This is a genomic window from Burkholderia sp. Bp9090 (assembly GCF_003857985.1).
Lineage (GTDB): Bacteria > Pseudomonadota > Gammaproteobacteria > Burkholderiales > Burkholderiaceae > Burkholderia.
Map to the genome: position 1 here is coordinate 72,794 of NZ_QTPV01000026.1, position 21,412 is coordinate 94,205.

Genomic DNA, 21,412 nt, shown 5'->3' on the forward strand with positions numbered 1-21,412 from the left:
GCGAATGCGATTCGACGGCGCACGGGCGGGCTGGCGCGACACGCCCCGGCCCGGCTGCACGCTCGACCAGCGCGACTGGCTCACGCGCGGCGGTTCGCTGACCGCGCATCTCGCGCGGCTTGGCAGCGTGAGCGTGCGCGTGACGCGCGAGGCCGTCGACTGTCCGTGGTTCGACGAGCCGGACGCGCTCGACAGTGCGCCGCGCGCGCCGATGTGGGTTCGCGAGGTGATCCTGTCGGTCGACGGCACGCCGTACGTCGCCGCGCACAGCATCGCGCCGCTCGCGGCCAGCAAGGGCGTGTGGCAGGCGATGCGGCGGCTGCGCACGCGGCCGCTCGCGGAGCTGCTGTACAGCGATCCGCAGGTCGAGCGCTCCGCGCTCGTCAGCCGGCGCGTGATCGCAGGTCATCCGCTGTATGCGCTCGCGAGCCATGCGCTCGGCGCGGGCGTGCGCGCGCCGCATGCGTTCGCCGCGCGGCGCTCGGTGTTCCAGCGGCGCGGCAAGCCGCTGATGGTCACCGAATGCATGCTGCCCGCGCTGTGGCGCCATCTCGATGCGCACGGCGACGGGCCGCGCTCCGTCGGACCGCGCGGAGCAGCGTGATGCTGCAAGGCTTTCCGCCGGTCGTCGGGCCGCATACGCATACGATGATTCTCGGCAGCTTTCCGGGCGAGGCGTCGCTCGATGCCGCGCAGTACTACGCGCATCCGCGCAACCAGTTCTGGCGGTTGCTCGGTGCGGTGCTCGGCGAACCCGGGCTGCACGAACTCGTGTATGACGCGCGGCTCGAACGCGTGCTTGCGCACGGCATCGGCATCTGGGACGTGCTCGATGCATGCCATCGCAAAGGCAGTCTCGATTCGGCGATCCGGAATGCGAAGCCGAACGACTTTGCTTCGTTGCGCGAGCACGCGCCGTTGCTGAAGAAAGTCTGCTTCAACGGCAAGACGGCAGGGCGGTTTGCCGATGTGATCGGCGCGGCGGGTTATGAAACGCTCGTGTTGCCTTCGTCGAGTCCGGCGAATGCGACGTTGTCGTTCGAACAGAAACTGGTGCTCTGGCGCGCCCTTCGCACCTGAGGCGCGCCGGATTCCGAGGATTCGGTGAAGCGGTATTAGGTGGGCGGCGGCAGGTGCCTGGCGCCCCTGGCCGCGGCAATGCGACCTTGTGCAGCGACGAGTTGGTCGTCGGTGGTCGCCACCAGCCACAGACGTGCGTGCTCCTCGATCCGGCGGTTGTGGTCCTTCAACGGACCCATCGCGGCAGCGGCCTTCCAGACCACCGGGCCGATTCGGCTACTCCTGCCCGACGGCGCGCCTACCAGCAGGCAGTAAGGTCCCAGCGGAAGCGATACGAACGGAAGTGCCGGACTGGCGCTCACGCGCCAGTCGATGAACGGTGTGTCGCTGATCAGCAGCGGCGTGGGCAAGCCGTAGAGCACACTGAAATCGTACAGCGCCAGCTGCTCTCGCATGGCGACGTAAATTCGACGGATGTCGTCGACAACCGCCGCGCGGATCTCGTCGTCGAACATGGCTTCCTGCGCGTAGCGGGCAAACGCCTGTCGAGCCTCCCGTTGATACGCGCTGAACAGGCCGATCTCCACGCAGTCCTGCACCGCGCGCTGAACCTCCGCTACAGAACCGGCTTCCCCTGGCGTGCCTAGTTGCGCAGCCCGCAAAAAGCGGGCAAGTCCTTCCTCGTGGATCGCAGGACCCTCCGCGGATGCGTCGTCGTCAGTGTTCATGCCCAGCGGCACGTAGATATATTTCTCGGCAGCGAAATGCGATTTCTTGCCTGCATCGAACTTGATTTCGCCATCGACGCAGTCGAGATAGCGCGTCCCGATTCGGCCGTGCTCCCAAACCCAATTCTTCAGGAACGGACGGAGTGGATGCAGTCTGTCGTGATCGGCCATCGCAACCTCCAGGTTTCCGTGTATGAGCCATTCCGGCAACGCGCCGCACCCTCCGCGCCGTCGCAGGGGCCCGCACTACAACGCGAGCGTACCCAGCTCCTCATAAGTACGATGCAGCCAGACCTTGACGCGCTGCCGCTCCAGCAAGCCGAGCCCCGTGGCGGCGCGGTCGGGATGATTGACCGCCGCCCAGAAGCTCGCGCTTTGACGATCGATCTTCTGCATCGTCGTGTCGGGCAGGCGGCGCAGCGTAATCACGCTGGCGCCGAGGGCCTCGGCCCGCTCGCGTTCGCCGGACGCCTCCAGAATCTCGAAGCGATCGCCGCGGACTTCATTCAGTACCAGCACCAGCCTGATGCGTCCACCGAATTCGTCGAGCCAATGCCGCAGCAGATCGACCGAATCGCGTCCGGTGTCCATCACGTGCCACCACGTCAACGTGAGGCCGTGTTCTTCGGCAAAATCCAGCACGTCCGAATCGTCGAGCCATCTTGCGAGCGACTGCCGCGTCTGGGCCGCGAGGTCGACCAGTATGCGCCGCTGCGGATCTTCGAGCGCCGATTCCATGACCGGATCGAGGCTGTCATGCTGGTCGAGCACGGCAGGCGCGGCAAAATCGGCATAGAACCGCAGTAGCGCGCCGTGCGATCGGTCGGTATCGAAGCCCATGAAGGGCACGCTCCGATCGATGAAATACTGGGCCAGCACACGGGCGGCGAGCGATTTGCCGACGCCGCCTTTTTCCCCGCCGATGAAGTGGATGTGACTCATGATTACGAAATCCCGTGTGATGGAGCCGGTATGGCCGGAACGGATGTTGGCAGGCTTCGATGACGTTACGGCGTATCAGGTCACGTCGAAAGAAAATGCAGGTGCGACAGCAGCATGCTGTCTGATCGACGCCGATGTCAAACTGAACAAAATGGCAGCGCCAGCATGCGCCATCTCTGAAGCGTGAACCTAGAAGCGCTCGACGCGCACCTCGACCGAATCCTTGGGCACGGTCACCCGCGTGCGGTCGAGCAGGGCCTCCGCGGGCGCGGTGCCGTCCGGGTTCAGCGGCCTCACTTTGTTGAACACCACGCAAAAAAGCTCCGGCGTGACGGTGGCTGACGCATAGCCCTGTGCGTCGTGGTCGGCGTGGCGCAGATCGGGGTTGTTCGTCGTCAGGAAGGTGTCGAGTTTGGCCGGGGTGGAGGCCAGCGATGCAAACGGCGTGCCGCTCCATGCGGCTTTCAGGTAGGAATAGAAGGACGCGCTGCTGATGCCTGCGCAGACGAAGTCGACGGCCACGGGCGTGCCTTTTGCAGGGTCGGGGTCGTCCCGCACGACGCCGCACTGAAACGCATGCAGGTCCCCGCTGATCGCGACGACGTTGCGGATTCCCTGCTCGTTCAGGTATGAGAGCAGTTCGTGCTTGTGCGCCGGATAGCCGTCCCATGCGTCGCAATCGACCACGAGGCGTGCTGCCGGTGTCTGCGGCGCGCCTGGCATCACGGCCCACAGACGGTTCAACATCACCTCGTTGCCCCACACCTTCCAGGTCACGGGCGAACCTTTCATCGTGGCCTTCCACCATTGCGTCTGCTCCGGGCCGAGCATCGACGGCGCGCGACCAAGCTGCGCGGCAGCCTGCGCCTCCAGGCGCTGCAGCACACCCTGGTTGACGAAGTAGCGCGAGCCGGCTGCGTCGTCGCCGTTGACCGGGTCGTGCCCGCGTGTACGCGCGACAGACGCCTCGCTGACGACATGGTCGTCGCGATACAGCCGCTCGTCCGTCATCACGAGATGCATCAGCGTGCCGAAGCGAAATTCGCGATAGATACGAATGTTGGTGTACGACGGATTGTCCGGTTCGAAGCGCACGTCGCTCCAGTCCACCGGCATGTACTCCGCCCACGCGCGACTGGCGTTGCGGCGGCGCTGCGTCTCCTGCCTTTCCTCGTTGGTGTAGACCTGGTGATCCTGCCAGCAGTCGTCGGAAAATTCGTGGTCGTCCCATATCGCGATCATCGGCAGGCGCTGGTGCAGCGTCTGCAAGCGCGCGTCGGTACGATAAGTGCGATAGAGCGTCCGATAGTCTTCGAGCGTATCGGCATACACGCGGCCATCGGCGAGCGGCTTTCCGTCAGGCAGGCGCAGCGGCGGGTGCGCCGCCTCGACCGTGCCGGGTCTCGAGGCCCCAGCCGTCTCATAGATGTAATCGCCCACATGCACGACGAAATCGAGATCGCTTTCGGCTGCCAGCAGGCTCATGGCTTGCCAGTGATTGATGCTCCAGTCCTGGCAGGTGAGCCATGCGAAGCGAACGCGGTGGTTGGCCTCGTCGGCATCCGGAGCCGTGCGCGCGACGCCGGTGGCACTCACGTCGCCGCCGGCGACGAACCGGTAGTGGTACGTGAGATTCGGTGCGAGCTGCGTTACCTTCGCGCGCACGGTGAAGTCATAGGTGGCGCGTGCTCCCAACGGGACGCTGGCGACGAGCGTCGAGAAATCCGGCCGCGTCGATACTTCGAGTCGTAACGGGATCGTGTGCGCGACGCCTTTCGCGCGGTGCCGCGCGTTCTCGGCGACGGGCACGCAGCGCGTCCAGAACACGACGGAGCGATCGCGCGGATCACCGCTGGCGACGCCTTGCGGGAACCGATACCTGCCCTTGCGCACGGTGCCGGCAGATCGGGCCGACAGCGGAACGACGAGCGTACCGGTGGCTGCCGCAACCGTGAAAAAGGTCGACGACTTGAGGAAATGGCGGCGATCCATCGATACTCCCGATCGACATACCAAGGATGCCAGGAGAGGAGCGTCGCGACGCAGCAGTACGCGATCGCGTCGCTCGCCCTGCAATCCGGAACATCGGCACGACGTTGCCGTCAGGCGGCGAATACGACTTCGATGTGCCCTTCGACTTCGGACTGACGGTCAGGCCCGACGACGATCTGCACGTCGCGTCCGAGCTTCGCCAGACATTCGAGCATCTTCGTTTCGCTCACGCCGCGAAACTGCCCGCGCAGCATGTTCGACAGCTTCGGCTGCGTCATGCCGAGCAACCGGGCCGCCTGCTGCTGCGTCCATTTGCGTGCCTTGATGATCTCCGCGATCTTGGCGGCGAGTTGAGCCTTCACGCGCATTTCGTCGGCATCGCGCATGCCCAGATCAGCGTAGACGTTCCCGCTGCCCGGTTCGATTTCGATCATCGTCTTGCTCCTTGTGCGTGTGCTTCGGCTGCTTTCAGGCGTGCGCGGACGAGATCGCCGTCCGGCTTCGGCGTCGCGATGCCGCACGATGATTTCTTCTGGAAGCAGTGCAGCACGTAGACGCTGCTCCCGAGCTTCACCGTGTAGACGGCGCGGTACGTGCCGTTGTCTTCCGATTCCACGATCTCGAGCACGCCGGCCGATCCGAACCCTCGCAACGGTTTCGCCTGCTCGTGCTTGCGTCCGGTCTGCGCCAGATAGAGCGCATAACCGAACGTGTCCTGCACGGCTTCGGGCATCGCTTTGAGGTCCTTGCGCGCCGAGCCGAGCCAATACAGCGGTTTGATGTACGGATCCATCGATGAATTTATCCCTATTTGGGTATATTTTCAAGGTGCGCGCAGGAACCCGGTGCGACCGTTCGCATGCGGTGTGAGGGCGGGGCAGGCTGGAGGTGAACGCCGACGGGCGATGCCGGCGGCACCGCGGTGCGTGTTGACGAAGGCGAGCGCGCGCGTGATCTTCCGGCCGATGGCCGTTCCTTCACATCTTTGCGTCGCGGGGAGGCCGGGGCAATTCAGCCGTTCGACAGAGGGCGATCGATTTGGGGCGATGACGGCGGGAAGCGGGTTGTTCGTTGCCGAAGAACGGCGATCGTACGTGCGTGCGTGTCGCGCCGGACGATCAATCGTCCTTGCCCCATCGCCACCCGGGCTTCTCGCCCTTGAGCCAGCAAACGGCAGTCAGCAGCGCGACCAGTACCACGATGCAGGCACCGTATGCGATCGGCGATTGGTGCGGCGGCACCAGCCACGCGCTCGCGATGATCCCGGTCGCGAACAGCAGCAGCACGACCCAACCTTGCCATGCGACAGGCAAACCCCATCCCCAGCCGTAGCGCTTCGCGGGAAACCAGATCTTCTTGCCGTTCGAGGTCATGCGTCCTCCTTCGATCAATGAACGCGGCGTAGCGCCAACGGCGCGGTGAAGTCGAAGTCGTGCATCACCAGGCGTTCGGTACGGTTCCCGCTGCCACCAATGCTATCCTCTCGTCCGCTCATCCAGCGTCACCCAGCGAGATTCAATCATGACCCGACTGATCAAGCGCGCGTCCGCCGAGGCGCGCGCGTTCAAAAAACGCAAGCCGTCCGCCTACAACGGCTCCGAACAGCTCCAGCCGCCGCGCGTGAAGCGCCGCCCGGAGATCGACGAACACGACGACGTGCCCGTCCTCGACGCACCGCGCAAGCCGCGCTTCGCGCCCGTCACGTTCTCGGAAGAGCGCGGCGTGCGCTTCCTGCACTTCGGTACCGAATGGGTGCAGGGCGCGATGCGGATTTCGAAGCCGCTCGCCATCGAGCTCGAATACGCGCAGCAGATGATGGCGTGGCTGCTGTTCCTCGAAACGCCCGAGCGGATCGTCCAGCTCGGGCTCGGCACCGGCGCGCTGACGAAGTTCTCGCACCGCTTCCTGCCGCACGCGAAGGTCGAGGCCGTCGAACTGAACCCGGCCGTGATCGTCGCCGCACGCACGATGTTCGCGCTGCCGCCCGACGACGCACGCCTCGTCGTGCACGAAGCCGACGCGTGGGACTTCGTCAACGATCCGGCCAACCGCGGCACGACGGGCGCACTGCAGATCGACCTGTACGACGCGACCGCACGCGGCCCGGTGCTCGACAGCGTCGCGTTCTACCGCGCGGTGCGCGGCTGCCTCGCCGACGCGGGCATCGCGACGATCAACCTGTTCGGCGACCATCCGAGCTTCGTGCGCAACATGAAGCACCTGAACGCGGCGTTCGACCATCGCGTGATCGCGCTGCCCGAAGTGCACGACGGCAACCGGATCGCGATCGCGTTCTCGGGCCCCGCGCTCGACGTGTCGTTCGCGCAGCTGGAAGCCCGCGCGAAACTGATCGAGGACACGCTGAAGCTGCCCGCGCGCAAGTGGGTGAAAGCTTTGAAAGAAACGATCGGCGCACGCGAATCCTCGTTCGCGATCTGACGCTCATGCGCCGGCCGCATGCCGGTGCAACCGCATGACTGGGGGCGGATCACCTCGGGTTCGCCCCCGCTTGACCGCGCGTTCGCGGCTCCTATACTGGCGCGAAGCCAGGGGAGCCGCAGCTTACCCGTTTTGCCGCTCCTCTCGCCGCCGCACCCGCTTGACAAGATCGATAACCGGGAAAGATGAGGAGACGTCATGGCTCACGATGCCGACGCCAATCGGGCCGCCAAGCGCTGGCTCTGGCTGCTGGTACTACCGCTGATCGCGATGGTGTGGGTACCGTCGTACAGCAAGATCGAACCGCAATGGTTCGGATTTCCGTTCTTCTACTGGTACCAGCTCCTTTGGGTCTTCATTAGCGCGGTGATTACCGCGTTCGTCTATTTCAAGACCAAGAACGCGTGGAAGGCGAGCGGCCCGCAGGGAGGTGCGCGATGAATCTCGGCGCGACCTTCGTTTTCGTGCTCCTGTTCATCGGTGTCACGATCATCGGTTTCCTGGCCGCCAACTGGCGGCGCGGCGATCTCGCCCATCTCGACGAATGGGGCCTCGGCGGCCGCCGCTTCGGCACGATCGTCACCTGGTTCCTGCTCGGCGGCGACCTCTACACGGCCTATACGTTCGTCGCGGTGCCCGCGCTCGTGTTCGGCGCCGGCGCGATGGGCTTCTTCGCGCTGCCGTACACGATCCTGATCTACCCGTTCGCGTTCGTCGTGTTCCCGAAGCTGTGGAGCATCGCGAAGCGTCACGGCTACGTGACGGCCGCCGACTTCGTGAACGCACGCTACGGCAGCCGGATGCTCGCGCTCGCGATCGCGGTGACGGGCATCCTCGCGACGATGCCCTACATCGCGCTGCAGCTCGTCGGCATCGAAGTCGTGATCGGCGCGCTCGGCTTCGACACGACGGGCTTCGTCGGCGACCTGCCGCTGATCATCGCGTTCGCGATCCTCGCCGCGTACACGTACACGTCGGGGCTGCGCGCGCCCGCGATGATCGCGATCGTGAAGGACATCCTGATCTACATCACGATCGCCGCGGCGGTCATCGTGATCCCGGCGAAGCTCGGCGGCTTCGGCCACATCTTCGCGAGCGTGCCGCCCGCGAAGCTGCTGCTGAAGGCGCCGGACGCGGCGAGCCTGAACGGCTACAGCGCGTACGTGACGCTCGCGATCGGCTCGGCGCTCGCGCTGTTCCTGTATCCGCACTCGGTCACGGCGATCCTGTCGTCGTCGTCCGGCAACTCGATCCGCCGCAACATGGCGATGCTGCCCGCGTACTCGTTCGTGCTCGGCCTGCTCGCGCTGCTCGGCTACATGGCGCTTGCAGCGGGCGTGAAGGACATGCCGCAGTACGCGCCGTACTTCAAGGCGTTCGGCCCGAACTTCGCGGTGCCCGCGCTGTTCCTCGAGTATTTCCCGTCGTGGTTCGTCGGCGTCGCGTTCGCGGCGATCGGCATCGGCGCGCTGGTGCCGGCGGCGATCATGTCGATCGCGGCCGCGAACCTCTATACGCGCAACATCCACCGCGAGTTCATCAACCGCGACATGACGCACGACCAGGAGACGCACGTCGCGAAGCTCACGTCGCTGATCGTGAAGGTCGGCGCGGTCGCGTTCATCCTCGGGCTGCCGCTCACCTATGCGATCCAGCTGCAGCTGCTCGGCGGGATCTGGATCATCCAGACGCTGCCCGCGATCGTGCTCGGCCTTTACACGCGGCTGCTCGACCATCGCGGCCTGCTGGCCGGCTGGGCGGCAGGCATCGTGTGCGGCACGTGGATGGCGGTGTCGCTGAAGCTCGCGAGCTCGATCTTCACGATCCACCTGTTCGGCCTCGCGATTCCCGGCTACGCGGCCGTGTGGTCGCTGGTCGTGAACCTGGTGGTGGCGGTGGCGGTGAGCGTGCTGGTGCGCGCGATGGGCATGGCGCATGCGGAGGATCGCACGCGGCCGGAGGACTATCTCGACGTCGTCGAGGGTTGATGCGGGCGGCGCGGCCGCGTGTCGCGGGCCGCGCATCGCGCAGCGGCAACGACGCCCGTCACTGCGAAGTGGCGGGCGTTTTCGCGGGTGTCAGCCCTGCGCGCGTTTCACGAGATCCTCGCGTTGCGACAGGTCTTCGACGTTGACCATCCAGTGCACGCCGAAACGGTCCTTCGCCATCCCGAAGCCGAGCGCCCAGAACGTCTTGCCGAACGGCATCGTCACTTCGCCGCCGTCGGCGAGCGCATTGAACAGCTTCTGGCCTTCCTCGACCGTCGCCGGGTTCAGCGACAGCGAATAGCCGGCGTGCGCGGCGCCGGCCGGCTGGCTGCAGTCGCCGTCCGAGCACATGATCATCGAGTCGCCGATCGTGAAGCTCGCATGCATCACCTTGTCGGCCATCTCGGGCGTGATCGCGTGTTCGGGATTCGGCGGCGCATCCTTGAAGCGCATCTTGAACATCGTCTTCGCGCCGAGCGCCTTTTCGTAGAACTGAAGGGCCTCTTCCGCGCGGCCGTAGAACGTCAGATACGGTTGGACTTGCATCGTTGTCTCCTGTTGACCGGGCCGGCGTGTCGGTGCCGGCGCGGGTACTTCCAAGATTGACCGGGAAGAGCACGCCGGGATGCGGCCGGCGCACTCGTGACGTGGATTGTAGTGCGCGCGTCTGACGATGGAATGAAAAATAAAAACGGCCGCGAACACGCGGTTCGCGGCCGTTCGTCACGCTGCTGACGGCTGTTGTCAGGGTTGCTGACAGTTCAACTGCCGGCCGTCACGTCAGGTGCGGCGTGGTTCAGCGCAGCCCGTCGATCAGCTTCTCGAGCTTCACCGCATCGGCGGCGAACACGCGGATGCCTTCGGACAGCTTTTCGGTCGCCATCGCTTCGTCGTTCAGCTGGAAGCGGAACGATGCCTCGTCGATCGCGACGCGCTCGGTCGGCTTGTCCTGCAGCGCGTCCGGCGACAGCTTGCGCGCCACCGTTTCGGTGCTGTCGTGCAGCTTCTGCAGCAAATCGGGGCTGATCGTCAGCAGGTCGCAGCCCGCGAGCTCGGTGATCTGGCTCGTCGTGCGGAAGCTCGCGCCCATCACTTCGGTGTTGTAGCCGAACGTCTTGTAGTAGGTGTAGATGCGGCGCACCGACTGCACGCCCGGATCGTTCGCACCGCCGTTCTTCGCTTCATCCCAGTCGGCGCCGGCCTGCTTCTTGTACCAGTCGTAGATGCGGCCGACGAACGGCGAGATCAGTTGCGCGCCGGCTTCCGCGCACGCGGCGGCCTGCACGAGCGAGAAAAGCAGGGTCATGTTGCACTTGATCCCTTCCTTCTGCAGCACCTCGGCCGCGCGAATGCCTTCCCACGTCGACGCGAGCTTGATCAGGATGCGCTCGCGGCCGACGCCGGCGGCCTCGTACAGTGCGATGAGTTCGCGACCCTTGTCGATCGAGCGCTGCGTGTCGAACGACAGGCGCGCATCGACCTCGGTCGACACGCGGCCCGGAATCAGCTTCAGGATCTCGGTGCCGAATGCGATCAGCAGGCGGTCGATGATGAAATCGGTGCTTTCGTTGCGATGATCGCGGACGGTTTTCTCGAGGATCGGCTTGTACGCGTCCTTCTGGACGGCCTTCAGGATCAGCGACGGGTTCGTGGTCGCATCCTGCGGCTTGTATTGCGCAAGCTGCTGGAAATCGCCCGTGTCGGCGACGACGGTCGTGTACTGCTTCAGCTGGTCGAGTGCGGTAGTCATGGCGATTCGGAAGAAGGGCGCGGCGCGCCGGGTTCTCACGGGCCGCGCGAGCGCGGCGGCGAAGCGAGGCGGCGCCGGGCGCCGCCTTCGATCCATCATTTTAGGCCCGATTCGTGTCGGGCACGTTTTGGCGGGTCCGGCGCCTGCCGTGGCGGGCGTCGCGCCGCATCACGCGGGGCGCCGCGCGTTCAGGATCACCTGCGTGACGATCCCCGCGACGAGGCCCCAGAACGCCGAGCCGATCGACAACAGCGTCAGACCCGACGCGGTGACCATGAACGTGACGAGCGCGGCTTCGCGCTGCTTCACGTCCTGCATCGCGTTCGCGAGCCCGCTCATGATCGAGCCGAACAGCGCGAGCGCGGCGACCGACACGACGAGCGCCTTCGGCAGTGCCGCGAACAGCGCGGCGATCGTCGCGCCGAAGATCCCGGCGATCAGGTAGAACGTGCCGCACCACACGGCGGCCGTGTAGCGCTTCGCGTGATCCTCATGCGCTTCGGGGCCCGTGCAGATCGCCGCGGTGATCGCCGCGAGGTTCACGCCGTGCGAGCCGAACGGCGCGAGCAGCAGCGACGCGAGGCCGGTGGACGCGATCAGCGGCGACGACGGGGTCGAATAGCCGTCCGCGCGCAGCACCGCGATGCCCGGCACGTTCTGCGACGCCATCGCGACGACGAACAGCGGAATGCCGATGCTGACGATCGACGCGATCGAGAACGCGGGCATCGTGAACACGGGTTGCGCGAGCGCGATGTGGAAGCGGCTGAAGTCGAGCAGACCGAGGCCGCCGGCCGCCACGGTGCCGACGAGCAGCGTCGTGACGATCGCGTAGCGCGGCGCGAGCCGCTTGACGATCAGGTAGGTGAAGAACATCGCGAGCACGAGCGCGGTCTGGAACTGCGCGGCGCGGAAGATCTCGATGCCGATCTCGAACAGGATGCCCGCGAGCAGGGCGGCAGCGATGCCGGCCGGAATGCGCCGCATCAGCGTGTCGAACAGCCCGCTCAGGCCGACCGCGGTCAGCAGCAGTGCGCACACGACGAACGCGCCGATGGCTTCGGGATACGGTACGCCGGGCAGCGACGCGATCAGCAGCGCGGCGCCGGGCGTCGACCACGCGACCACGACGGGCGCGCGAAAGCGCAGCGACAGGCCGATCGTCGTCAGCGCCATGCCGATCGACAGCGCCCAGATCCACGACGAGATCTGCGCGTCGGTCAGGTGCGCGGCGCGGCCGGCCTGGAACATCAGCACGAGCGAGCTCGTGTAGCCCGTCATCATCGCGACGAAGCCGGCGACGAGCGCCGAGACGGACGTATCGGTGAAAAAGCGGCGGCCGCCGGCGCGGCCAGCGCTCGCGGTGGGCGAAGGGTTCATGCTATCTCCGGGGGAGGCCGCCTGGACGCGGCCTTCGTGTCTGCAGGGTGGGTTCGTTACTTGCTGAGTGCGCGCATCGCGGTTTCGAGGCCCGCGAGCGTGAGCGGGTACATGCGCTGACCGAGCACGTCGCGAATGATCGAGACCGATTGCCGGTATTCCCATAGCCGCTCGGGCTCCGGGTTCAGCCAGGCATGGTGGGGGAACTGGTCGGCGAGGCGGCGCAGCCAGACGGCGCCGGCTTCCGGATTGTTGTATTCGACCGAGCCGCCGGGCTGCAGCACCTCGTACGGGCTCATCGTCGCGTCGCCGACGAAGATCAGCTTGTAGTCGGGCGTGAACTTGTGCAGCACGTCCCACGTCGCGGTGCGCTCCGCGTGGCGGCGGCGGTTGTTCTTCCACAGGTGGTCGTACACGCAGTTGTGGAAGTAGTAGAACTCCAGGTGCTTGAACTCGGCCTTCGCGGCCGAGAACAGCTCCTCGGTGCGCTTGATGTGGTCGTCCATCGAGCCGCCGACGTCGAGCAGCATCAGCACCTTAACGTTGTTGTGGCGCTCGGGCACCATCCGCAGGTCGAGCCAGCCGGCGTTCGCGGCCGTGCTGCGGATCGTGCCGGGCAGGTCGAGCTCCTCGGCCGCGCCTTCGCGCGCGAAGCGGCGCAGGCGCCGCAGCGCGACCTTGATGTTGCGCGTGCCGATCTCGACGGAATCGTCGTAGTCGCGATAGGCGCGCGCTTCCCACACCTTGACCGCGGTGCGGTTGCCGTTCGACGGGCCGCCGATGCGCATGCCTTCGGGGTTGTAGCCGCCGTGCCCGAACGGCGACGTGCCGCCGGTGCCGATCCACTTGTTGCCGCCTTCGTGGCGTTCCTTCTGCTCGTCGAGCAGTTCCTTCAGGCGCTCCATCAGCTTGTCGAGGCCGCCCATCGCTTCGATCTGCGCCTTGTCCTCCGGCGACAGCTCGCGCTCGAGGCGTTTCTCGAGCCAGTCGAGCGGAACGTCGAACGCCTCGGAAGGCAGGGCGGACACGCCGTGGAAATACGCGCCGAACGCCTGGTCGAACTTGTCGAAGTACTGCTCGTCCTTGACGAGCGTCATCCGCGCGAGGAAGTAGAACGCGTCGATCGACGGCGAGATCAGCCCGGCCTTCAGCGATTCGAGCAGCGTCAGGTATTCCTTCACCGAGACGGGCAGCTTGGCTGCGCGCAGCGCGTAGAAGAAATTGAGCAGCATGGCCGGGCCTTCGCGGGTGGGTTACCGGTTGTGCCGGTTCATGTAGACGAGCCGCTCGAGCAGGCTCAGATCCTGCTCGTTCTTCAGCAGCGCGCCCGCGAGCGGCGGCACGATCTGCTTCGCGTCGACGCCGCGCAGCGCGTCGGCCGGGATGTTCTCGGCGAGCAGCAGCTTCAGCCAGTCGAGCAGCTCGGACGTCGACGGCTTCTTCTTCAGCCCCGACACGGCGCGCAGCTCGAAGAAGCTCTCGAGCGCCGCGCGCAGCAGTTCCTCGCGGATGTCCGGGAAGTGGACCGCGACGATCTGCTGCATCGTCGACGGATCGGGAAACTGGATGTAGTGGAAGAAGCAGCGGCGCAGGAATGCGTCGGGCAGCTCCTTCTCGTTGTTCGACGTGATGATCACGAGCGGGCGGTGCTTCGCGCGCACGGTCTCGCGCGTCTCGTACACGTGGAATTCCATCCGGTCGAGCTCGCGCAGCAGGTCGTTCGGGAATTCGATGTCGGCCTTGTCGATCTCGTCGATCAGCAGCACGCTCGGGTGCTCGGCGTCGAACGCCTGCCACAGCACGCCCTTCACGATGTAGTTCGCGATGTCCTTCACGCGCGCGTCGCCGAGCTGCGAGTCGCGCAGCCGCGACACGGCGTCGTATTCGTACAGGCCCTGCTGCGCCTTCGTCGTCGACTTGATGTGCCACTGCAGCAGCGGCATGTCGAGCGCGGCCGCCACTTCCTCGGCGAGCATGGTCTTGCCGGTGCCGGGCTCGCCCTTGATCAGCAGCGGGCGCTGCAGCGTCAGCGAGGCATTGACCGCGAGCTTCAGGTCGTCGGTGGCGACGTAGTGCGAGGATCCTTCGAAACGCATGGCGGCGCTCTTTCCTGGTCGCAAAAAAACCCAGTATAAGTCAGAAGGGCTGTCCGGTTGGGCCGGGGCCGCGTATCGTTGCGGGGCTGCGGCGGGGCGGACCGGGGCGCCGTATGGACGCATTCCCCGCCGACGCGGTACAATCTGGCCGTTTTTTTTGGCCTGCGTGGCGACCGACAAGCAAAACGGCGCGGGCCGTTGCCGCTTCGGCGCCAGTTTCCCCTCAAGCTAGGTTACAAGAGCTATGAACAAATTCGTCGGCAAACACGTCGTTGTCGCAGCGCTCGTGGCGCTCGCGGGCAGCGCGCAGGCGGCCGGTGTGGTCGGCAACCCGAAGGACGGGGCAAGCAAGGCCGCCATGTGTATCGGTTGCCACGGCATCCAGGATTACCGCGCGGCGTATCCGGAGGTCTACCGGGTGCCCGTCCTCGGCGGCCAGAACCAGCAATACCTCGAGAACGCGCTGAAGGCCTACCGCAAGAAAGATCGTCACTTCCCGTCGATGAACGCGATCGCCGGTTCGCTGACGGACCAGGACATCGCGGATCTGGCGGCTTACTACGCCGTCCAGAAGGCCGACACGAAGGACAATCCCTACAAGTAAAGCGCGCGCCGCCGATCTGACCGGCGGGACAGGAGCATTCATGAACAACGCATTCAAGACGGCGGCGGTTGCACTGGCGGCCGGCCTCGCGATCGGTACCGCGCATGCGGCGGACATCACGAAGGGCAAGGAGCTGGTCGAGTCGCACAACTGCGCGGCCTGCCACGGCGCGCAGCTGAACAAGCCGATCAACGCAGAATATCCGCGCCTCGCGGGCCAGCACGCCGACTACCTCGTGTGGGCGATGCGCCAGTACCAGATGGGGCTGACGAACCCGCTGCTCGGTCGCAACAACGCGATCATGCAGGCGCAGGTGCAGAACCTGTCGGTCAGCGACATGAAGGACATCGCGGCCTACATCGAGTCGCTGAAAGAGACGGATCTCGTCTTCAAGAAGTAAGCGCGCCGGACCTTGCCGGTCCGTGCAGCCGGAATACCCCGCCGCGGCGGGGTATTTTTTTGTCCGCGGCGCTCAGTCGCGCGACGCGCGGCGCAGGATGCGCTGCAGGTACGCGTCCGTATCGGGCGGCGTGCCGGTGCGCTGCGCTTCCCAGATCGTCTCGCCGAGGCACTCCATGATCATGTGCTGCGCCTCGTGGGTCGAGTCGAGCTTCGCGGCCAGCTTGTCGTGCGCGGCGCGAATGCCGGGCGGCTGGTCGATCGACAGCTGCTCGCTGATCGCGAGGTGCATCGACAGATGCAGGAACGGGTTCGTGCGGCCTTCCTCGGGCGTGTAGTTGCGCGCGGCGGCGCCGTCGGCGTCCGCGAGGTCGTCGTGGTATTCCGGATGCTCGACGATCCAGTCGGCTGCCATCGCTTCCAGCGGCGTCAGGATCTCGCCGGCGCGCTGCTTGCGCCAGGTCTCGGTGAAAAAGCGACGGACTTCGTCGCGACTCGGATTGAACATGGTGGGGAAACGTCGTGATTCGGGCGGCGTCATGCCGCGTCGCGCATTGTACGCCGGGTCGGCGCGCGGCGCTGGCGGCGGGTGGGGCCGGCGGGGCGCTTGCGGCGCGCAGCGGATGCATCGGGCACATCAGGCATATCAGGCATATCAGGCATATCGGGAGATCGGGAGATCGGGAGATCGGGAGATCGGGAGATCGGGCATCGGGCATCGGGCCGATAGGTGCGGGCCGGCGCGGCGCCGGCCGCCGCGCAACGGGTAAGCGCGAGCTAGGCTGCCGGCCGCCGCGCCGCTACACTCCGACGATTCCCGTCGTCGCGCTCGCACCGCTCCATCATGTCCGCCACCGTCCGCTCATCGTCCGCCGCGCTACAGGGCGCGCTCTATGTCGCGTTGTCCGCCGCCGCCTTCGGCGCGATGGCGATCTTCGGCCGCTATGCGTATGCGGCCGGCGTCGACGTGCTCGGGCTGCTGATCGTGCGCTTCGCGATCGGCGGCGCGATCCTTGCCGCGATCGCGCGGCACCGCCGCGTCGCATGGCCGCGCGGCCGCACGCTCGCGCCGCTCGTGGCGATGGGGGCGCTCGGCTACGTCGGGCAGTCGTTCTGCTATTTCAGTGCGCTCCAGCATGCGCAGGCGAGCCTCGTCGCATTGCTGCTGTACCTGTATCCGGCCTTCGTCACGCTGCTGGCCGCATGGTGGCTCGGCGAGCGCCTCACGCGCGCGAAGGCGGTCGCGCTCGTGCTCTGCGTCGCGGGCTCCGCGCTGATGGTCGGCGGCGGCCACGGCGAGCCGCTCGGCATCGCGCTCGCGCTGGCCGCCGCGGTGATCTATTCGCTGTACATCGTCGGCGGCACGAAGGCGACGCGCGGCGTCGATCCGCTCGCGACGACCGCCGTCATCTGCCTGTCGGCGACCGCGACGCTCGTCGCGATCGCGATCGTGCGGACCGCGGTGTTCGGTGCGCCGCCGCGCTGGCCGGCGACGGCTGCCGGCTGGGCGTCGATGCTTGCGATCGCCTTGGTGTCGACGGTCGCCGCGATGCTCGCGTTCTTCGCCGGGCTCGAGCGGCTGGGGGCCGCGCGCACGTCGATGCTGTCGACGCTCGAGCCGGTCGTGACGGTCGCGCTCGCGGCGCTGCTGTTCGGCGAGGCGCTGTCGCCGTTGCAGTGGATCGGCGGCGTCGCGATCCTCGCGGCCGTGCTCGCGCTCGTGCGCGCGGGCGGCGCGGCGGCCGACGACGCGACGGCGACGTCCAACGCATAGCAGGGCAGGGACAAGCCGCGGGCGCCGCAATGGCGTCCGCTGGTCGTGCCGCGCGCTGCCCGCGCGCACGAGCGCACGAGCGCACGAGCGGCACGAGCGGCCGCGTGCAGTGCGTCAGCCGCGGCTGACGCTCACTCGTTCGGCGGCGGCGTCTTCGGCCGGAATTCGCACAGCGGCTCGATCACGCAGTGCCAGCATTCGGGCTTGCGCGCCTTGCACACATAGCGTCCGTGCAGGATCAGCCAGTGATGCGCGTCCTGCAGGAATTCCTTCGGCGTGAACTTCTCGAGCGCGGCCTCCACGGCCCGCACGTCCTTGCCCGGCGCGAGCCCCGTGCGGTTCGCGACGCGGAAGATGTGCGTGTCGACCGCGATCGTCGGCTGGCCGAACGCAGTGTTCAGCACGACGTTCGCGGTCTTGCGGCCGACGCCCGGCAGGCTCTCGAGCGCTTCGCGATCGGCCGGCACCTCGCCGTCGTAGCGCTCGAGCAGGATGTTGCACGTCGCGATCACGTTCTTCGCCTTGGTGCGGTACAGGCCGATCGTCTTGATGTAGTCGGCGACGCCTTCTTCACCGAGCGCGACGATTTGTCGCGGGGTGTTCGCGACCGGGAACATCTTGCGCATCGCCTTGTTGACCGACACGTCGGTCGCCTGCGCGGACAGCATCACCGCGATCAGCAACTCGAACGGCGTCGTGTATTCGAGCTCGGTGGTCGGATGCGGATTGAGGCTTTGCAGCGTTTCGTAGATCGCGCGTCGTTTCGTGGCGTTCATGGACGGTTCTTGTCGGGCGGCGCGGACGGGCCGTTCCGGTCGTCGTGATTCGGATCGTCGCGGGTGTCGCCGGCGGCCTCGGCGTCGCGCTGCGCCTGCTGTTCGGCGAGCCGCTTGCGGCGGGCTTCGGCCGCATCGATCTGCGCCTGCACGGCCGCGCTCACGCCTTCGGTGTTCTTCGGCCCGGCGCCTTGCCCGGACAGTTCTTCCTTCTTCTTGCGTGCGCGTTCGAGCGCGGCGGCGATGATCGCGCGCTTCTTCGCGTCGGCGTCGTCGGCCGGGGCAGCGCCCGGTGCGCCCGGTGCGCCCGGTGCGCCCGGCTGTTCCGCGGCCGGCGCAGCCTTGGCCGCGCCGGCGCCGGCGCTGGCCGCGCGGCGGGCGGCGGCGCGCGCCTCGGCGGCCTCGCGTTCGCGACGCTGGCGCGCGAGCCGGCGGTCGTGGCGCTCGCGCGCGGCGTCCGCCTGTTCCTGCGACCACGCGTCCCAGCCGGTGCGCTCGTCGGTCACGGGGACCATCGCGATGCAGTCGACCGGGCAGGGCGGTACGCACAGGTCGCAGCCCGTGCACAGCGATTCGACGATCGTGTGCATCTGTTTCGGTGCGCCGATGATCGCGTCGACCGGGCACGCCTGCATGCACAGTGTGCAGCCGATGCACAGGCTTTCGTCGATGAACGCGACGGCGCGCGGATGCTCGGCGCCGTTGACGGGATTCAGCGGGATCACGGGCTTGCCGAGCAGGCGCGCGAGGCGCGCGATGCCTTCGGCGCCGCCGGGCGGGCACTGGTTGTAGTTCGCGTCGCCGGCGGCGATCGCTTCGGCGTACGGACGGCAGCCGTTATAGCCGCACTTCGTGCATTGCGTCTGGGGAAGCAGATCTTCGATGCGATCCGCGAGGGTCTTGGAATCGGTCACGGTGACAACGGGCGCAGCAGCGCCGAATGGCTCTCGGCCGCGTCTGGCGCGGCCGGAAAGGTTTGCCAAACCTTGATTATCGCCGATTTCCCGCATTGCGCTGGACGCTGTCTGTGCGCATAATCGAACCGCTTTTTTGCAGGGGCTCAGCAGGAGGGCGGCCGCATGCGGCGCGCTCGTTCCAGGGCAGCCGGCGCCGAGGCGGTGGGGGTGCCGGTCCGGATCAGGATCACGCGGCTCACATAGCAAAACGCCACCATGAATCAGCCAAAAATCAAAAGAGATCCTGAAGGTACACGCCGCCGCATCCTGATGGCGGCAGCCGAAGAGTTCGCGGGTGGAGGGCTGTTCGGCGCACGCGTCGACCAGATCGCGCGCCGGGCCGAGACCAACGAGCGCATGCTCTATTACTACTTCGGCAGCAAGGAGCAGCTGTTTACGGCCGTGCTTGAACACGCGTTCTCCGCGCTGACCGAGGCCGAGCGCGTGCTCGATCTGGATGGCGTGGCGCCCGTCGAGGCCGTCACGCGGCTTGCGCATTTCGTGTGGGACTACTACCGCGATCATCCCGAGCTGCTGCGGCTCATCAACAACGAGAACCTGCACGAAGCGCGCTACCTGCACAAGTCGACGCGGATCCGCGAGATGATGTCGCCGATCGTCGCGAAGCTCGGCAACGTGCTGATGCGCGGCCAGAAAGCCGGGCTGTTCCGCAGCGACGTCGATCCGCTGCGCTTCTACGTGACGCTGTCGGGGCTCGGCTATTACATCGTGTCGAACCGCTTCACGCTCGCCGCGACGCTCGGCCGCGACTTCAGCGAAGCCGACGAGCGCGCGGAGATGGTCAGGATGAACACCGAGTTGCTGCTCGCGTATCTGCTGCGGCGCTGAGTCGACGAACCGTCGAACCGACGCGCCGATGAACCGACGCGTCGATGAATCGATGAGTCGCCGCGAGCGCGACCGCCGGATAAAAAAACGCCGCCGTGCGCAAGCAACGGCGGCGTTTTTGCGTCGGGACGCGGTGCGTCAGGCGGCCTTGCGCGCCCGCGCGGGCTTGGCGCGCGTGCTGCCTGCGCGTTTCGCGGCCGGTGCGGCCTTCGCGACGGCCGTCCTGGCGGGGGCGACCGTCACGGCCGGCGCTTTCGGGCGCGTGCGTTTCGCGGCGGTGGCGCGCGCCGTCGTTTCAGGCTGCGGCGTGGCGGCCGGCACGGCGCCGATCGTGGTCGCGTCCTGTGCATCGGGAGGCAACTTCGTCGTGCCGTTCTTCGGTTCCGGCGCATGCTCGCGGATGAAGTCGCGCAACTGCGGATAGATGATCGTGCGCCAGCGGCGGCCCGAGAAGATCCCGTAGTGACCGCACTTCTCGGCGGTCAGGCTGCGGCGGTCGTCCTGCGGGATGCCCGTGCACAGCTCGTGCGCGACGTGCGTCTGGCCGCTGCCCGAGATGTCGTCGAGTTCACCCTCGATCGTCATCAGCGCGGTGTGCTTGATGTCCTGCGGACGCACGCGCTCGCCTGCGACATCCCACGTGCCTTCCGCGAGCCGGAATTCCTGGAACACGACGCGGATCGTCTCGAGGTAGTACTCGGCCGCCATGTCGAGCACCGCGTTGTACTCGTCGTAGAAGCGGCGGTGCGCCTCGGCGTCGTCCTCGTCGCCGCGCAGCAGGCTCTGGTAGAAGTCCCAGTGCGATTGCGCGTGACGTTCCGGGTTCATCGCGACGAAGCCCGTGTGCTGCAGGAAGCCCGGATACACGTGGCGGCCTTCGCCCGGATAGTTCGCGGGCACCGTGTGGATCACGTTGTTCTCGAACCACGCGGTCGAGTGTTGCGTAGCCAGCGAATTCACCGACGTCGGGCTGCGGCGCGCGTCGATCGGGCCGCCCATCATCGTCATCGTGAGCGGCGTGTCCTCGCCGCGGCTCGCCATCAGCGAGATTGCCGCGAGCACCGGCACGGTCGGCTGGCACACGGAGATCACGTGCAGGTTGCGCGCGCCGATGTGGCGGATGAATTCCTGGATGTACGCGATGTAGTCGTGCAGGTGGAACGGGCCGACCTCGACCGGCACCATCCGCGCATCGATCCAGTCGGTGATGTACACCTTGTGATCCTGCAGCAGCGTGCGCACGGTGTCGCGCAGCAGCGTCGAGTGGTGGCCCGACAGCGGCGCGCAGACCAGCACGACCGGCTCGTCCTTCAGCTGCGTGACGGCATCGGCGTCGTCCGAATAGCGCTTGAAACGCAGCAGCCGGCAGAACGGCTTCTCGATGATCGTCTGCTCGACGATCGGGATGTTGTGGCCGTCCTTGACGATCTGGTGAATGTTGAATTCGGGCTTCTCGTAATCCTTGCCGAGCCGGTACATCAGTTCGTACGCGGCGGCCATCCGCGGCGCGCCGGGCATCAGCGAGAACGGGCTGGACGGATTGGCGAACGACTTGGAGGCGGCCTGGGCCCAGGCCGTGAGCGGGCTCAGCATCGCCCGCTGGAATTCGTGCAGTTGGTAAAGCATGCAGACTACTCCCGCTTGGGGGACGGTGCGCAGGGGCGTGTGGCGTCGCGGCGTGCCGTGTGGGTCAGCGACCGGCCATGTTGCAGTGCGGCC

General features: G+C 66.7%; 25 protein-coding genes. 10 read left to right on the forward strand and 15 right to left on the reverse strand.

Going from position 1 to position 21,412, the window contains the following annotated elements; all coding sequences use genetic code 11:
- Positions 1-4 precede the first annotated feature (4 nt).
- The gene (locus DIE16_RS22625; RefSeq protein WP_044846453.1) at positions 5-604 is read left to right on the forward strand and encodes a chorismate lyase; all 600 of its coding nucleotides are present in this window, start codon (positions 5-7) and stop codon (positions 602-604) included.
- Positions 604-1,080 carry a DNA-deoxyinosine glycosylase gene (locus tag DIE16_RS22630; RefSeq protein ID WP_044846432.1) on the forward strand — a complete coding sequence of 159 codons (477 nt, stop codon included), beginning with the start codon at positions 604-606 and terminating at the stop codon, positions 1,078-1,080. The genes DIE16_RS22625 and DIE16_RS22630 overlap by 1 nt, the downstream gene beginning before the upstream one ends.
- 35 nt (positions 1,081-1,115) lie before the next feature.
- On the opposite strand, the gene DIE16_RS22635 is transcribed toward DIE16_RS22630, so the two are convergent.
- Positions 1,116-1,919: a hypothetical protein gene (locus tag DIE16_RS22635; protein ID WP_124487181.1), complete on the reverse strand. Its 804-nt coding sequence runs from the start codon at positions 1,917-1,919 to the stop codon at positions 1,116-1,118.
- A gap of 75 nt (positions 1,920-1,994) precedes the next feature.
- A complete protein-coding gene (locus tag DIE16_RS22640; protein ID WP_039319584.1) occupies positions 1,995-2,690 on the reverse strand; it encodes a mobilization protein in 696 nt (231 codons plus the stop codon).
- On the opposite strand from DIE16_RS22640, the gene DIE16_RS22645 reads away from it, so the two are divergent.
- A complete protein-coding gene (locus DIE16_RS22645) occupies positions 2,689-2,877 on the forward strand; it encodes a hypothetical protein (RefSeq protein ID WP_124521597.1) in 189 nt (62 codons plus the stop codon). The two genes, DIE16_RS22640 and DIE16_RS22645, sit on opposite strands and share 2 nt — an antisense overlap.
- Before the next feature lie 2 nt (positions 2,878-2,879).
- On the opposite strand, the gene DIE16_RS22650 is transcribed toward DIE16_RS22645, so the two are convergent.
- From DIE16_RS22650 to DIE16_RS22665, 4 genes are all read right to left on the reverse strand, one after another.
- Entirely contained in the window at positions 2,880-4,682 is a 1,803-nt protein-coding gene (locus tag DIE16_RS22650; protein WP_124893454.1) for an alkaline phosphatase, read from the reverse strand.
- A 110-nt stretch (positions 4,683-4,792) separates the two neighbouring features.
- Positions 4,793-5,116 carry a helix-turn-helix domain-containing protein gene (locus tag DIE16_RS22655; protein WP_039319579.1) on the reverse strand — a complete coding sequence of 108 codons (324 nt, stop codon included), beginning with the start codon at positions 5,114-5,116 and terminating at the stop codon, positions 4,793-4,795.
- Positions 5,113-5,475: a type II toxin-antitoxin system RelE/ParE family toxin gene (locus DIE16_RS22660; protein WP_044846435.1), complete on the reverse strand. Its 363-nt coding sequence runs from the start codon at positions 5,473-5,475 to the stop codon at positions 5,113-5,115. The genes DIE16_RS22655 and DIE16_RS22660 overlap by 4 nt, the downstream gene beginning before the upstream one ends.
- Before the next feature lie 325 nt (positions 5,476-5,800).
- Entirely contained in the window at positions 5,801-6,055 is a 255-nt protein-coding gene (locus DIE16_RS22665) for a hypothetical protein (protein ID WP_044846436.1), read from the reverse strand.
- Between the two features lie 148 nt (positions 6,056-6,203).
- Here DIE16_RS22665 and DIE16_RS22670 point away from each other — a divergent pair, with 148 nt between their 5' ends.
- The 3 genes from DIE16_RS22670 (at position 6,204) to mctP (ending at position 9,109) form a co-directional block, all read left to right on the forward strand.
- Positions 6,204-7,121, forward strand: a complete 918-nt coding sequence (locus DIE16_RS22670) for a spermidine synthase (protein ID WP_124487185.1) — start codon at positions 6,204-6,206, stop codon at positions 7,119-7,121.
- Positions 7,122-7,319: 198 nt separating this feature from the next.
- Positions 7,320-7,562: a DUF3311 domain-containing protein gene (locus tag DIE16_RS22675; protein WP_011657556.1), complete on the forward strand. Its 243-nt coding sequence runs from the start codon at positions 7,320-7,322 to the stop codon at positions 7,560-7,562.
- Complete coding sequence (gene mctP / locus DIE16_RS22680; protein WP_044846438.1) at positions 7,559-9,109, forward strand: monocarboxylate uptake permease MctP; 1,551 nt, start codon at positions 7,559-7,561, stop codon at positions 9,107-9,109. The genes DIE16_RS22675 and mctP overlap by 4 nt, the downstream gene beginning before the upstream one ends.
- 90 nt (positions 9,110-9,199) lie before the next feature.
- Here the strand turns inward: mctP and DIE16_RS22685 are convergent, their stop codons facing one another.
- From DIE16_RS22685 to DIE16_RS22705, 5 genes are all read right to left on the reverse strand, one after another.
- Positions 9,200-9,655: a VOC family protein gene (locus tag DIE16_RS22685; protein WP_124487186.1), complete on the reverse strand. Its 456-nt coding sequence runs from the start codon at positions 9,653-9,655 to the stop codon at positions 9,200-9,202.
- Between the two features lie 250 nt (positions 9,656-9,905).
- Complete coding sequence (gene tal / locus DIE16_RS22690; protein WP_044846440.1) at positions 9,906-10,859, reverse strand: transaldolase; 954 nt, start codon at positions 10,857-10,859, stop codon at positions 9,906-9,908.
- 168 nt (positions 10,860-11,027) lie between these two features.
- Positions 11,028-12,239, reverse strand: a complete 1,212-nt coding sequence (locus tag DIE16_RS22695; RefSeq protein WP_044846441.1) for a benzoate/H(+) symporter BenE family transporter — start codon at positions 12,237-12,239, stop codon at positions 11,028-11,030.
- Between the two features lie 56 nt (positions 12,240-12,295).
- Positions 12,296-13,471: a VWA domain-containing protein gene (locus tag DIE16_RS22700; protein ID WP_124893455.1), complete on the reverse strand. Its 1,176-nt coding sequence runs from the start codon at positions 13,469-13,471 to the stop codon at positions 12,296-12,298.
- A 21-nt stretch (positions 13,472-13,492) separates the two neighbouring features.
- Positions 13,493-14,335 carry a MoxR family ATPase gene (locus DIE16_RS22705; protein WP_124893456.1) on the reverse strand — a complete coding sequence of 281 codons (843 nt, stop codon included), beginning with the start codon at positions 14,333-14,335 and terminating at the stop codon, positions 13,493-13,495.
- A gap of 244 nt (positions 14,336-14,579) precedes the next feature.
- Between DIE16_RS22705 and DIE16_RS22710 the strand changes: the two genes are divergently transcribed.
- Together DIE16_RS22710 and DIE16_RS22715 are read left to right on the forward strand one after the other, a co-directional pair.
- Positions 14,580-14,939, forward strand: coding sequence for a c-type cytochrome (locus DIE16_RS22710; RefSeq protein WP_011352793.1), 360 nt, complete (start codon positions 14,580-14,582; stop codon positions 14,937-14,939).
- A gap of 40 nt (positions 14,940-14,979) precedes the next feature.
- Entirely contained in the window at positions 14,980-15,339 is a 360-nt protein-coding gene (locus DIE16_RS22715; protein WP_044846444.1) for a cytochrome c, read from the forward strand.
- A gap of 72 nt (positions 15,340-15,411) precedes the next feature.
- On the opposite strand, the gene DIE16_RS22720 is transcribed toward DIE16_RS22715, so the two are convergent.
- The gene (locus tag DIE16_RS22720) at positions 15,412-15,879 is read right to left on the reverse strand and encodes a DUF1841 family protein (protein WP_374692714.1); all 468 of its coding nucleotides are present in this window, start codon (positions 15,877-15,879) and stop codon (positions 15,412-15,414) included.
- Positions 15,880-16,182: 303 nt separating this feature from the next.
- On the opposite strand from DIE16_RS22720, the gene DIE16_RS22725 reads away from it, so the two are divergent.
- Positions 16,183-17,112, forward strand: coding sequence for a DMT family transporter (locus DIE16_RS22725; protein WP_124893457.1), 930 nt, complete (start codon positions 16,183-16,185; stop codon positions 17,110-17,112).
- A 131-nt stretch (positions 17,113-17,243) separates the two neighbouring features.
- On the opposite strand, the gene nth is transcribed toward DIE16_RS22725, so the two are convergent.
- Together nth and rsxB are read right to left on the reverse strand one after the other, a co-directional pair.
- Positions 17,244-17,888: an endonuclease III gene (gene nth, locus DIE16_RS22730; RefSeq protein WP_124487190.1), complete on the reverse strand. Its 645-nt coding sequence runs from the start codon at positions 17,886-17,888 to the stop codon at positions 17,244-17,246.
- Positions 17,885-18,898: an electron transport complex subunit RsxB gene (rsxB, locus tag DIE16_RS22735; protein WP_124893458.1), complete on the reverse strand. Its 1,014-nt coding sequence runs from the start codon at positions 18,896-18,898 to the stop codon at positions 17,885-17,887. Before rsxB ends, nth begins: the two co-directional genes overlap by 4 nt.
- Before the next feature lie 162 nt (positions 18,899-19,060).
- Here rsxB and DIE16_RS22740 point away from each other — a divergent pair, with 162 nt between their 5' ends.
- Positions 19,061-19,693: a TetR family transcriptional regulator gene (locus tag DIE16_RS22740; protein ID WP_044849194.1), complete on the forward strand. Its 633-nt coding sequence runs from the start codon at positions 19,061-19,063 to the stop codon at positions 19,691-19,693.
- Positions 19,694-19,831: 138 nt separating this feature from the next.
- On the opposite strand, the gene DIE16_RS22745 is transcribed toward DIE16_RS22740, so the two are convergent.
- Complete coding sequence (locus DIE16_RS22745) at positions 19,832-21,319, reverse strand: polyhydroxyalkanoate depolymerase (RefSeq protein ID WP_124487192.1); 1,488 nt, start codon at positions 21,317-21,319, stop codon at positions 19,832-19,834.
- Positions 21,320-21,412 lie beyond the last annotated feature (93 nt).

Coding starts and splice junctions, on each gene's coding strand:
- DIE16_RS22625 (WP_044846453.1), top strand. CDS start 5: ATGCGATTCGACGGCGCACGGGCGGGCTGGCGCGACACGCCCCGGCCC.
- DIE16_RS22630 (WP_044846432.1), top strand. CDS start 604: ATGCTGCAAGGCTTTCCGCCGGTCGTCGGGCCGCATACGCATACGATG.
- DIE16_RS22635 (WP_124487181.1), bottom strand. CDS start 1,919: ATGGCCGATCACGACAGACTGCATCCACTCCGTCCGTTCCTGAAGAAT.
- DIE16_RS22645 (WP_124521597.1), top strand. CDS start 2,689: ATGATTACGAAATCCCGTGTGATGGAGCCGGTATGGCCGGAACGGATG.
- DIE16_RS22640 (WP_039319584.1), bottom strand. CDS start 2,690: ATGAGTCACATCCACTTCATCGGCGGGGAAAAAGGCGGCGTCGGCAAA.
- DIE16_RS22650 (WP_124893454.1), bottom strand. CDS start 4,682: ATGGATCGCCGCCATTTCCTCAAGTCGTCGACCTTTTTCACGGTTGCG.
- DIE16_RS22655 (WP_039319579.1), bottom strand. CDS start 5,116: ATGATCGAAATCGAACCGGGCAGCGGGAACGTCTACGCTGATCTGGGC.
- DIE16_RS22660 (WP_044846435.1), bottom strand. CDS start 5,475: ATGGATCCGTACATCAAACCGCTGTATTGGCTCGGCTCGGCGCGCAAG.
- DIE16_RS22665 (WP_044846436.1), bottom strand. CDS start 6,055: ATGACCTCGAACGGCAAGAAGATCTGGTTTCCCGCGAAGCGCTACGGC.
- DIE16_RS22670 (WP_124487185.1), top strand. CDS start 6,204: ATGACCCGACTGATCAAGCGCGCGTCCGCCGAGGCGCGCGCGTTCAAA.
- DIE16_RS22675 (WP_011657556.1), top strand. CDS start 7,320: ATGGCTCACGATGCCGACGCCAATCGGGCCGCCAAGCGCTGGCTCTGG.
- mctP (WP_044846438.1), top strand. CDS start 7,559: ATGAATCTCGGCGCGACCTTCGTTTTCGTGCTCCTGTTCATCGGTGTC.
- DIE16_RS22685 (WP_124487186.1), bottom strand. CDS start 9,655: ATGCAAGTCCAACCGTATCTGACGTTCTACGGCCGCGCGGAAGAGGCC.
- tal (WP_044846440.1), bottom strand. CDS start 10,859: ATGACTACCGCACTCGACCAGCTGAAGCAGTACACGACCGTCGTCGCC.
- DIE16_RS22695 (WP_044846441.1), bottom strand. CDS start 12,239: ATGAACCCTTCGCCCACCGCGAGCGCTGGCCGCGCCGGCGGCCGCCGC.
- DIE16_RS22700 (WP_124893455.1), bottom strand. CDS start 13,471: ATGCTGCTCAATTTCTTCTACGCGCTGCGCGCAGCCAAGCTGCCCGTC.
- DIE16_RS22705 (WP_124893456.1), bottom strand. CDS start 14,335: ATGCGTTTCGAAGGATCCTCGCACTACGTCGCCACCGACGACCTGAAG.
- DIE16_RS22710 (WP_011352793.1), top strand. CDS start 14,580: ATGAACAAATTCGTCGGCAAACACGTCGTTGTCGCAGCGCTCGTGGCG.
- DIE16_RS22715 (WP_044846444.1), top strand. CDS start 14,980: ATGAACAACGCATTCAAGACGGCGGCGGTTGCACTGGCGGCCGGCCTC.
- DIE16_RS22720 (WP_374692714.1), bottom strand. CDS start 15,879: ATGACGCCGCCCGAATCACGACGTTTCCCCACCATGTTCAATCCGAGT.
- DIE16_RS22725 (WP_124893457.1), top strand. CDS start 16,183: ATGTCCGCCACCGTCCGCTCATCGTCCGCCGCGCTACAGGGCGCGCTC.
- nth (WP_124487190.1), bottom strand. CDS start 17,888: ATGAACGCCACGAAACGACGCGCGATCTACGAAACGCTGCAAAGCCTC.
- rsxB (WP_124893458.1), bottom strand. CDS start 18,898: ATGCGGGAAATCGGCGATAATCAAGGTTTGGCAAACCTTTCCGGCCGC.
- DIE16_RS22740 (WP_044849194.1), top strand. CDS start 19,061: ATGAATCAGCCAAAAATCAAAAGAGATCCTGAAGGTACACGCCGCCGC.
- DIE16_RS22745 (WP_124487192.1), bottom strand. CDS start 21,319: ATGCTTTACCAACTGCACGAATTCCAGCGGGCGATGCTGAGCCCGCTC.